Genomic DNA, 11,803 nt, shown 5'->3' on the forward strand with positions numbered 1-11,803 from the left:
TTTAACAAATATTTAGTAGTACTATTTTATTTGAAACAACAAAAAACAGAGATACGCTTCCTCTGTTTTTAGAATATATTGTATCGTAATCAAAGATTTAAGAGATTGTATATAGGATATTCAATAAAACGTTCCCTTTGTTCATCGGAAAATTCATTTTCGAATAAGTAGATTGCTTGATCTTTGTAGCCTAAAATACAATTTGTAGCAAATCTAATTTCTACTGAGTTGTGATTCATTAAAGAATGGAGATAGGAACTGTCTTTTTGTGTTAAATTATTTAAACGCTTTTTAATTTGTAGTAGATTGAGAATGTTATTTTTAGATTTATCCATATCTACAAGCTTTTGAGCAAATTTTAAACAGGACTGTAGGACATTAGGGTCGTGTTTAGAATCAGCATAGTTTATTAGTTTTAATAGTCCAAGATCTATATTTTCGATTTTACTTTCACTTGACAAATATGATGAAAGATAATCAGAGATATTAAAATTATCAATAAGTAGTAACTGCTCTAATTCAACTGTTTCATATTTTGAAAATAACTGTTTATCTTCGTTGATTAGTACCATATCGTAATCACTAAAGTTATATAGCTTATAGCTTTTAGTCCCTTCGTTTTCTGGAATTAAAAATAGTAATACATGTATATTAGCAAATTGAATGACTTGAGTAGGATTATAGTCTACACGATCTAGAGTAACTGTTTGTTCATTTACGATACCATCATACAGTAATTCAATTGTTCTAGCATCTTTTTGTGACCATCCCGTGCTGTCAAGGTCGGTAGAAATTTTAAGTTTATCTACTAATTCTTTCAAACGTATGTTCGCATTAAACGCTTTTTTCAGAAAATTGAAATCAAGTTTAGCTATATTTTCATTACTAAACTCTAGTCTTTTTCTGTTTAAAATTATTCCTTTATTTTTTTGAAGCTCTAAAATAAATTCTAATCCATCTAGTCTTTTTGAGAGAATATTTGAAAGCGAGTAATTAAAAGTTAGCGTTACTAAATCAGGTCCTTTATGTACTGTTATTGAACAACCATTCCGAAAATCTATAGTGAAGTCATTCTTGGTTTCGTAAGAAAAAATTGTCTTATATACACGCTCTTTTCCTTGAATTTGAACTAACATTTCTTTTTCTTCAAATAACTGTAATTTAGAAATGTCGTCTATTAGAGGTTCTGGGATTACAGCTCCTTTAGGTTTGTAATAAAGATCTAGTTCCCCGGATTTTGCATATTCAAGAATATCTAGATATTCTTTACCGATAAATTTAAGCTGCAGCTCTCCATCTAAATTCCCAGAACTATCAAATAGTGAGTTGTGACTTCTCCATTCCATATGGGTAAAACCTTTTTGGTGTTTTCGTTTCTCAATAAAGTTAAAGAATATAAAATTTAATTCCTTTTCATTATCGGGGAGAAGTTTCATAGAAACGGAAATACTTTTTATATTCGGTTTTTTCTTATCGCTAGCGAGTAAAATTTTCTTAATTACTTTGGGTGTTAATGAAGCATAGGTAACAGTGGGAATATCGTCTCTCAGGTAAACAACAAAATAAAGTACCCCACCTTCATTTAGGTAATGTTCTAGATTACTCCTTTTTATTGGATATCCTTCTTTTTCATTATATAAGCTATCTTTACCCTTTACTTGAATAGGGATTCTTTCAACTAAATCGATATTTTGTTTTTTTACATTTTTGTAAAAATAGATATGACCGTCCCAGATAGGTTCTCTATCTCCTTCAGAAATTTCTCGGTTAATATGTTTAGATTTTTTTAATGCCAATTTCAAAAAATCGACAGCATCTTCTTCAATTTGCTTAGATGATTTATCCATGAATAACCTCTTTCAATAAGTAATTTTATACTAACATTATACCAATTTTTGTGATAACCTTTCCAAATTATCCTTGCTATCCTAATATCATTCCTAAGAAAATCAAGTCTTGAATTTTCTACTGGGGGTTTGGGGGCGAAGCCACCAAGTTATCTTATCGTTGGCTGTCAAAACTGGAAGGTTTTGGTCGGCTGGCGATATGATTTTTTGGGTATTGTGACCACAATGCCTGAGCTCGCAAAGACCGAACAAAGGCTTTAGGAAATTTCCCGTATGACACACGGGGTCGGGTCTTGCCCGAGAAAGGATGAAAGTGAGGGAAAGAGATGTCTGAACAGTACCGTGACATTCGAAAAGAGGTAAATCTAACCGCTGATGAGCTAAAACGGATTGAAAATATGATGGAGGTTGGCAATTATCGGCACTTTTCACCATTTGTCAGAGATAAAATTTTGATGACAGATGATAAACAGTTAGCTGCTAAAGAATGGTTCTCTCTTTGGCAATCTCAAAAGTTTGAACAGATTAGTCGAAATGTTCATGAAGTTCTGGTTGTCGCAAGAGAAAATCACCAAGTGACTCAAGAACATGTATCTATTTTATTGACCTGCGTTCAAGAATTGATTGCGGAAGTCAATCAAGTACAGCCACTCAGTCGTGAGTTTCGTGAAAAATACATGAGATAGGAGGCTACTATGGTTTATCGCTATCGTACCAATCTCAAAAAAGTATTTCTAACTGATTCGGAATTACATCAATTGAATGAACGGATTGCTAAGAGTCACTGTCAAAATTTTTCAGTCTATGCCAGAAAAGTGTTGCTGAATCCCAATATGTCATTTGTCACCATTAACACGGATACTTATGACCAGTTAGTTTTTGAATTGAGACGGATTGGAAATAACATTAATCAAATTGCGCGTGCCATTAATCAAAGCCATCTGATTTCTCAGGACCAGTTACAAGAATTGAGTAAAGGAGTCGGAGAGTTAATTAAGGAAGTGGATAGAGAATTTCAAGTGGAAGTGAAAAGACTGAAGGAGTTTCATGGTTGTCACTAAACACTTTGCGACACACGGAAAAAAATATCGTAGGCGTTTAATTAAGTATATTCTCAATCCTGATAAAACGGACAATTTGAAATTGGTATCTGATTTTGGCATGAGCAATTATTTAGACTTCCCTAGCTATGAAGAAATGGTAGAAATGTACAATGTCAACTTTACCAATAACGACAAGTTGTACGAATCTAGAAATGACCGACAAGAAAAACACCAACAAAATATTCATGCCCATCACCTCATCCAATCATTTTCTCCTGAAGATAATCTGACACCTGAAGAAATTAATCGCATTGGTTATGAGACCATAATGGAATTAACAGGGGGCCGTTTTCGTTTCATCGTAGCTACTCATACAGACAAAAATCATGTTCATAATCACATTCTAATCAATGCCATAGACAGTAATTCAGATAAAAAATTGATATGGAATTATGCCTTAGAACGAAATTTACGTATGATTTCAGACCGTATTTCTAAAATGGCGGGGGCAAAAATTGTTGAAAAGCGTTTCTCTTACCGTGACTATCAAAAATATAGGCAGTCTAGTCATAAATTTGAATTAAAGCAACGTCTTTATTTTTTGATGCGGCAGTCAAAGTCCTTTGATGATTTTTTAGAAAAAGCGGTGCAGTTACATATTCATATTGATTTTAGTCAGAAGCATAGTCGATTCATGATGACGGATAGAGCAATGACAAAACCAATTCGAGGACGCCAACTCAGCAAACGAGATTTATATGATGAAGAATTTTTTCGTACATATTTTGCCAAGCAAGAGATTGAAAGTCGTTTAGAATTTTTGTTGAACCGTGTTAATTCTTTAGAAGAGTTACTAACAAAAGCAAAAGAATTGAATCTAACCATTGACTTAAAACAAAAAAATGTGACCTTTATACTTGAAGACAATGGAAATCAATTCAGTCTGAGTCATAAAAAAATAAGTGATAAGAAATTATATGATGTCAATTTTTTTCAGAATTATTTTGAAGACAAGGAGTTTGTTTCCTCAGAGACAGTTGAAAGTCTTCAAGAACAATATCATTCTTTTCACGAAGAACATGATAAGGAGAAGGCCTCCACTGAAGAGATTGAGGAAGCCTTTGAGGAGTTTAAGGAAAAGAGGGATGCAGTCCATGAATTTGAAGTGGAACTTGCAGAGCACCAAATAGAGAAGTTAGTTGATAAGGGCGTCTATATCAAGGTGTCTTTCGGTGTCAAACAGAGCGGTCTTATTTTCATTCCCAACTATCAATTGGATATTATGGAAGAAGAAAATCATAAAAAATATAAAGTCTGTATCCGTGAGACAACCTCATACTTTATCTATAACAAAGAAAATTCTGAGATGAACCGTTACATAAAAGGACGGACCTTAATTAGACAGCTAACTAATGATAGTCGGATGATACCATATAGACGACCAACAGTTGAGAGTCTACAAGAAAAGATTTCTGAGATTAACCTCTTGATTGAATTAACTGAAACTGATAAGAAATACCAAGACATTAAAGACGAACTAGTCGCAGAAATAGCAGAGCTAGATATCAAACTAAATCAGACCAATGAAAAAATCGCCAACTTAAATAAGATGGCGGAAGTGCTTATCAATCTGAAGAGTGAAGATGAGATCGGTAGAAAATTAGCCAGATATGACTTTTCAAAACTGAACTTAACAGAATCAACTTCATTAAAAAATGTGAACGAAGAAATAAGAGTATTGCAAGAAAACTTAGACTATTATCTTTATGAGTTTGAGAAAAGAGCAATAAGATTAGAAATTTTTGTAAGCACGTTAAATATGGAAAAAGATGTTTTCGTAATTGACAAATTTTAGAGGAGGGATAAAGCTAGAAATTGCTGGATTATGCTTGATTTAAGGAACTGCAATACATGGAGCACACTCATATGGTTTAAGCACAAATAATTTTTGACAATAGGATAAAAAAATCGTAGAATAAAAATGAAAGCGCTCACTTTTGCAGATATTAGAAATTATTTTATAAATACTATATTATTTATTATTTATATTTTGAGATATCTATTACTTCATTTTATTCAATAAGATTCTAACAAGGAGGTTAAGTGAATGGCTATTATTAAAAAAATTGTTGTACTATATGGTGGCCTTAGCGAAGAGAGAGAGGTGTCAGAAAATTCTGCAAAGGAGATTAGTAAAAGTCTATTAACATTGGGGTATGATGTGATTTCTATAGATTTATCTCAAGACTATTCGTATGAGATAGGAGAAATTGAAAAAAGTGAGCGCGGATTAAATAAACAAAAAGTTGAGATTGGTTCGGGTGTTATTGATGCTTGTAGAAAGGTTGATATAGTTTTCTTAGCAACTCATGGTGGAATAGGTGAGAATGGGAAACTACAGGCTATTTTTGATGTAGAAAAAATAGACTATACAGGAAATTCGTTTCTTAGTACAGCTATTAGCATGGATAAAAAATTATCAAAAATAGTGGCTAGTTCTGTTGGAATAAAATGTGCTTCGAACTTGATGGTTGATAGAATTCAAGCAAATGATTTTCCTATTGTTATAAAGCCAATTAGAAGTGGTTCAAGTAAAGGTATTAAGATATTTCAAAATAAAAAACAATTTGACATTTATTATAAAGAGCATCCTGAACTTGGCTCATTCTTTGTAGAAAAGTATATTAAGGGGAGAGAATTTTCGGTAGGTATTTTAGGTGAAACTGTTTTACCGGTTATTGAAATAAAAGTAAAAAATGGTTTTTATGATTATAATAACAAGTACACTGTTGGTGCAGCTGAAGAAGTCGTTCCCGCAAAAATATCTGAAAAGTTAACTCATACCTTACAAAAATCCGCATATAAAATACATAAGGCTCTTGGATTTAATGTTTATTCACGCACTGATTTTATTGTAGATGAGAAGGGGGATGTATATTTTATTGAATCAAATAGTTTACCAGGTATGACTAAAACAAGTTTATTACCACAGGAAGCGAAAGCAGCTGGTATAGATTTCCCAAACCTATGTGAACGTATTATTGAGCTGAGTAGGGAAGTTAGATCTCAATAGAAAATAAAATCGACGACATTTATAAAAAAGTAATTTTCAATGATAAAAAAGAAAGTGGAAGCCTATGAAAATAATTAATGGTATTTGCAGATATATCTTTGACTCAAAAGGGTTCGCAACAATTGAAGTAGAGATTTTTCTTGATAGTGGAGATACTGGAATTGGTGCTGCTCCACGAGGGTCTACAACTGGGCATTATGATATTCAATATAATGAGTATTATCCTAGAGGAAACAACTTTAGTCCAATACCAGATGGAAATATAGAATTTTTCAATGAAAACATCCTTCCCCGAATTATTAATAGGGAAGTTGAAGATATTGAAGATATTACAGAATTGGATAAGCACTTATTTGATATTCCTGAAATAGAAAATTATGGTAATGTAGCAATAGCTTGTTCCTATGCTATTTGGGAAGCGTTTTCTAAAAATAAGAAATCACCTTTATGGAAATTATTTTTTGAACCAGGTTCTGCATCAAAAGGAAAGGTGAAACATTTAGTCAATATAATAGATGGAAAGCCAGATAGCTTACTTGCAGGTTTTGAATTTCTTTTAGTATCTGAAAAAGAAATTACTTTTCAATCATTATTAGAAATATCTAACATAAAAAATGAGTTAATGATAAAGTTTAAAAACCAAGGTTTCTACACATCTATTTCTAATCAAGGTGCATTAATAATTAACACGGATAATTTTTATATTATTTTGGATTCGTTATTAGAGACATTAAAATTATACAAAAATAGATATGATATCGGTTTAGATTTAGCAATGACAGATCGTTACGATTCTTCACTTGGCATATATAAAGTACCATGGTGTGTTAGTCAGCAACAGACAGTCACAGAAATTATGGATACTTATTGTGATTTGGGAGCTAAGTATCCATTGGTTTATCTTGAAGATCCATTTTCCGATGAAGATTTGGATAGTTGGAGAAAATTTCAATTGATAAAACCTCTAAAGTTACAAGTTTTTGGTGATGATTTTTACGCAACAAACTTAGAAAGAATTTCACAGTTTAAAGATTGTGCTGATGGTATTGTAATAAAGCCTAATCAAGTTGGCTCAGTGAGTAAAACACTTGAGGTGATGGAATATGCAGAGAAATCAGGGATTAGTATGGCTTTTTCACAACGCACTGCTGAGACTGAGAACAATATTATATCACATTTAGCAATGAGTGTGACTTCTTCTTATTTAAAAGCTGGAGGTCTGGACAGGTTGGATAGAATTGCAAAATATAATGAGGTATTAAGAAATGGATAATGGAAAAATCAGTACAGATGGGGCACTTGTTAATAACAAAAATATAGAGGTTAATATAAGCTCAGCTTCCATTAGATATGGAATTAGTGTCTTTGAGGCACCCAAAATGTTCTTACTTGGTTCAGATATCTATATTTTCCGATTTCAGGATTATTTTAATCGTTTGAAAACTAGTTGCAAGTTTTTAAATATAGAGTTATCTTTGGATTCTAATAAACTTTTATATGACATAAAAAAATTTATTGAATTCGTACCTTGGCAGGAATCGTATGCTTTGAGAATAAATGTTTTTTGTCCCTATGAAAGTGAACTGTTAGGTGAAGTCGAATGTACTTTGACATTATCTTATTTAGATATTGGTATACGAAGCAAATCAGGTGTTAGTTCAAAAGTAATAAAGAGGTCAAATTTAATTAGAACCTCTAATAATAATCTTTATATGATAAAGTCTCCATCACATTATATAAATGCGAGAAAAGAATTGTACTCAGATATTGAATTCGATGATATTTTATATGTAAACGAAAAAGAAAATATTTGTGAGCTGAGTCGTTCAAATATTTTCTTAATAAAAGATAGAACTGTATATACTCCAGATTTAGGAAGTGGTATACTTGATGGCATCACTCGAAAGTTAATAATTGATTTATGCCAAGAACATAATATTTTGATTGAGATAAAAGAACTTAATTATAGCAAATTATCAGATTTTGATTCTGCTTTCTGTGTAGGTACAACAAATGGGATTACGCCTATTAGAAATATTGATAAAAATATACATTTTGATACAAATAATTTGCTATTGGCTGAGATAGTAAATTATTATAAGGAAGTATTTTCTAAAAAAGGGGTAGAAAAATATAAAGAATGGTTTGTTAAATTATGATAAAGGATGTAAATTATTTTAATGAAAGAGCTCAAATCATTAGGCGAACTATTATTGATATGATTTTTGGGGCTGAATCTGGTCATTTTGGCGCATCGTTGTCTAGTGTTGATTTTATTAATGTCATTTATGAAAATTATGTTTTTCCAGAAAATGCCGAATTTATACTATCGAAAGGGCATGCAGCTCCTGCTTTATATGCAAAATTAATTGAATCTGGGGTGTTAGATAAAGATTTTATTTATGGGTTTAGAGAATATCGAAGTTTATTAACCGGGCATCCAAATCATAGAATCCCGACTCTTAAATTTGGTTTAGGAAGTTTAGGACAAGGTCCTTCTATAGGAGTAGGGATGGCTTGGGTAAATAAAAGAAAGAAATCTGATAAAAAAATTTTTGTTATGTTAGGGGATGGCGAATTAAATGAAGGACAAGTATGGGAAGCATTCTATACTTGCAGAAATTTGAATCTTCAAAATTTAGTTTTCATTATTGATAGGAACTTTCTTCAATTGGATGGTAAATGTGAAGATGTCGCTAATTTTCCGAATTTGGCTCAAAAGATTAGTTCTTTTCTAGGAACTAATCCTATTGAAGTAAACGGTAATTCTTATGATGAAATATTAAACGTGCTTGATAATATAGATTACTCCCAGACTAATGTGATTATTTCTAACACTACAAAAGGAAAGGGAATAGAATTTATGGAAGGGAAGACGGAATTTCATTCATATAACATTTTATCGAGTGAAAAGGAAGTATTATACAAGAGAGCAATGGAATGTTTAGGTGGAGATAAAATGGCATGAGAAAAACATTTATTGACGAGTTAATAAATAAAAATATTGAAGAACAGAATATAGTAGTATTAACAGGTGATGTTGGAAGATCAACGTATGCTAGTAAGTTTAAAGAAATTTTTCCTGAAAATTATTTAAATTTAGGTATCTGTGAAGCTAATATTGTAGGAATAAGTGCAGGAATAGCAGGAACTTTAGAATTTGTTCCATTTGTAATGCTTTTTAGTAAACATTTGATTCTAAGAGCGCTTGAACAAATCAATGATAGTATACTAATGAACAAGAAAAAAGTGATTTTAGTAGGAGGCTATTCGGGTTACTCAGCTTCAAAAGAAGGAGAAACACACCAGTTATTAAATGATATTTCGATATTAAGTTCGTTTCCAGACATATCAATTTACTGTCCATATGATCAGTCCTCGATTCAAACTGCTATTAACGAAAGCATAAATAATGACTATTCCTCCTATATTAGAATTAATAAAAATAAAATTTTAAATGATGTAGTCAGTCGCTATATCAGTCAAGGAAATAAAAGCATAATTATCTCAATGGGCTATCTCGGTTCGCTACTCTCAAAAAAATACATGGAAGATTCAGATATTAGGGAGTTTGCTGATTTTATTTTAGTAAGTAAGATCAAACCTATTGATTGGGAATATTGGGAAATTTTTTTACGCAAATATGAAAGCGTATACATAATTGAAGAGAATACCCTTACAGGTGGGTTAGGAGAACAATTTAAAAATTATTTTTTTGGACTAGGAATAAACATCATTTCTTTCGGTATTAAACCTCACTTTGGAGAAACTGGTGATTATGAAACCTTACTTACAAACGAAGGGCTTTCCCCTGATAAGATTTTTGAGAAAATTAGAAGGATAAATCATGCACAATCTAGTGAAAAGAGTATTTGAAGATGATAATTTCGTTAAGTCAGATGGGATTTATCTATACACTGATGATAATAAGGAGATAATAGATGGTTGTTCTAATTCAATGAATGTCAATCTGGGTTATGGTGTGTTAGAGATTGAAAAGGTGATTCATGAACAAATACGGAAAATTAATTTTATGCATACAGGCAAAGGAACAACCTATGAATCATTGATGTTAGCTAATAGATTGCATGACATAATAAAACCTTACGGTAACTATAAAGTGTATTTTGCAACTTCTGGTTCGGATTGTATTGAAGCTGCTCTCAGAATATCAGTGTTATATCAACAAAAAAATAAAAGAAATCAAGGATCCAATACTAGATTTGCCACATTTGAAGGGAGTTATCACGGTTCTACACTTGGTGCGTTAAGTGTATCTGGTCATAGAAAATTTCAAAAATTATATAATGGCTATATTGGTGATTATTTAACTATTCCTACGCGATGGAACTTGGACTGGGAAATGGATTTTACAGATATTACTGCGTTTGTATTGGATAGTATGATTACGAATCCAATAGGCTCTGAGATGATTGATAGAGACTATCTAAATTATTTGATGCAAATATGTAAAGAGTCTGGCGTTATAACAATTATTGATGAAATTGCTACATCAATTGGACGACTTGGTTGCTTTTTTGGATTCGAGGATAGCGGAATTTCGCCAGATATAGTTTGTATATCTAAAGGTTTAGGAGTTGGGTATGCGAATATAGGTGCAGTAATTGTCAAAAGTAACATTATTGATTCTATTAATTCTGCAGATATTCTTGGTCATACATATAATGCATCGCCAATAGATTGTAAAATTGCCATGACTGTTTTAGATTACATAGAGGAACATGGTATATTTGAACATGTGAATAACTTATCTAATTATATAGAATATAGATTAAAGGTTCTAAAAAATAAACTACCATGCATTAGTAAAGTCAGTGGAAAAGGCTTTATGTGGTCTATCCATTTCCGCAATAATGTAAATGCTAGTAAAGTATTTAAACAATGTTATAATAATGGTCTTTTGCTTCTTTATTTGGAGTATGAAGAATATAATCATATGACTTTTTGTCCTCCCTTAATAACAAGTAAAAATCAAATAGCCTCTATGTTAGACATATTAGAAAAATCAATTACGGAGGTACTACATGGATATTAAAAAATTAGGATTTATCATAATTACAAATGAAACCTTTGCGTTTAATTTAGTAGAAGAAGTTGTGGAAAAATTGTCAATACTGGATGTAAATCGAGCCATCATAAAATTGTTGCCAAAAGTAGATGAAACTACTCTAATTAAGCACTATAGAGAACATCTAATTAATTGGAATGGAAAGGAAGGAAAATCTCAAGTTCCTTCTTTAGGTTGGCCAGCTGTTAGGAATAGATTTTCTTCATCAGTTGTTTTAATTTTATTGGAAGGAAACAAGCAAAGTTTATCTGATGAGATACTCCAAATAAAGGGGAGCACTTATCCTGAGCGATGCCGACAAAATCAAATTAGGATTAGAGGGTTTAATCCAACATATAATCTTATGCATTCTTCAGACAGTGCTGAGGAAGCTCTTAAGGAGGCAGAACTATATTTTTCTAAGAAAGAACTTGAAAGTTTCTTTTGTGGAGAAATTGGTATTACTTTTGAAGAAATTCTAAACTTTATTTTAGAGCTTGATTCAATTCAAAAAGGAGGTATACGATCTAATAGTGATTTAGAGAATAAAGTAAATAAAATGTGTTATTGGAAACAAAGAATTTTTGATTTATTCAGTTCTAAAACGAAAGAAGAAAGTAGAAAAATATCTGAAGAGCTTAATTTTATAAAATCAAATCGTTCCCCTGAAGATGTTATTTTATATTTAGAAAATGAATCTATTTTATGGAGTAAGCTGGAAAGAGATTTATACTTATCTCATTTAATAATTGAAGAAATCTCTGGAGAATAA

At 31.5% G+C, this 11,803-nt stretch carries 11 protein-coding genes; 10 read left to right on the plus strand and 1 reads right to left on the minus strand.

Annotated elements, in window-relative coordinates; translation table 11 throughout:
* Positions 1–89: 89 nt before the first annotated feature.
* On the minus strand, positions 90–1,847 hold the full coding sequence (locus ACYTR8_RS01385) for a hypothetical protein (RefSeq protein WP_479641535.1): 1,758 nt from the start codon (positions 1,845–1,847) through the stop codon (positions 90–92).
* Positions 1,848–2,173: 326 nt separating this feature from the next.
* On the opposite strand from ACYTR8_RS01385, the gene ACYTR8_RS01390 reads away from it, so the two are divergent.
* The 10 genes from ACYTR8_RS01390 to ACYTR8_RS01435 all read left to right on the plus strand — a co-directional run bounded on the left by ACYTR8_RS01390 (position 2,174) and on the right by ACYTR8_RS01435 (position 11,803).
* Positions 2,174–2,533, plus strand: a complete 360-nt coding sequence (locus ACYTR8_RS01390; protein ID WP_449449129.1) for an SAG1252 family conjugative relaxosome accessory protein — start codon at positions 2,174–2,176, stop codon at positions 2,531–2,533.
* A gap of 9 nt (positions 2,534–2,542) precedes the next feature.
* A complete protein-coding gene (gene mobC, locus ACYTR8_RS01395) occupies positions 2,543–2,908 on the plus strand; it encodes a plasmid mobilization relaxosome protein MobC (RefSeq protein ID WP_479641536.1) in 366 nt (121 codons plus the stop codon).
* Positions 2,895–4,745: an SAG1250 family conjugative relaxase gene (locus ACYTR8_RS01400; RefSeq protein ID WP_479641537.1), complete on the plus strand. Its 1,851-nt coding sequence runs from the start codon at positions 2,895–2,897 to the stop codon at positions 4,743–4,745. Before mobC ends, ACYTR8_RS01400 begins: the two co-directional genes overlap by 14 nt.
* A gap of 252 nt (positions 4,746–4,997) precedes the next feature.
* Positions 4,998–5,963, plus strand: a complete 966-nt coding sequence (locus ACYTR8_RS01405) for a D-alanine--D-alanine ligase family protein (protein WP_479641538.1) — start codon at positions 4,998–5,000, stop codon at positions 5,961–5,963.
* Positions 5,964–6,027: 64 nt separating this feature from the next.
* Entirely contained in the window at positions 6,028–7,236 is a 1,209-nt protein-coding gene (locus tag ACYTR8_RS01410; protein ID WP_479641539.1) for an enolase-like domain-containing protein, read from the plus strand.
* Positions 7,229–8,122 (plus strand): aminotransferase class IV, encoded by an 894-nt coding sequence (locus ACYTR8_RS01415; protein WP_479641540.1) that lies wholly within the window; start codon positions 7,229–7,231, stop codon positions 8,120–8,122. The genes ACYTR8_RS01410 and ACYTR8_RS01415 overlap by 8 nt, the downstream gene beginning before the upstream one ends.
* Positions 8,119–8,931: a 1-deoxy-D-xylulose-5-phosphate synthase N-terminal domain-containing protein gene (locus ACYTR8_RS01420; protein ID WP_268734238.1), complete on the plus strand. Its 813-nt coding sequence runs from the start codon at positions 8,119–8,121 to the stop codon at positions 8,929–8,931. Before ACYTR8_RS01415 ends, ACYTR8_RS01420 begins: the two co-directional genes overlap by 4 nt.
* On the plus strand, positions 8,928–9,839 hold the full coding sequence (locus tag ACYTR8_RS01425; protein ID WP_479641541.1) for a transketolase family protein: 912 nt from the start codon (positions 8,928–8,930) through the stop codon (positions 9,837–9,839). Before ACYTR8_RS01420 ends, ACYTR8_RS01425 begins: the two co-directional genes overlap by 4 nt.
* Positions 9,811–11,019 (plus strand): aminotransferase class III-fold pyridoxal phosphate-dependent enzyme, encoded by a 1,209-nt coding sequence (locus ACYTR8_RS01430; RefSeq protein WP_479641542.1) that lies wholly within the window; start codon positions 9,811–9,813, stop codon positions 11,017–11,019. Before ACYTR8_RS01425 ends, ACYTR8_RS01430 begins: the two co-directional genes overlap by 29 nt.
* A complete protein-coding gene (locus tag ACYTR8_RS01435) occupies positions 11,009–11,803 on the plus strand; it encodes a nucleoside-diphosphate kinase (protein WP_479641543.1) in 795 nt (264 codons plus the stop codon). The genes ACYTR8_RS01430 and ACYTR8_RS01435 overlap by 11 nt, the downstream gene beginning before the upstream one ends.

The sequence above is a fragment of the Streptococcus sp. F2 genome (genome assembly GCF_056500955.1).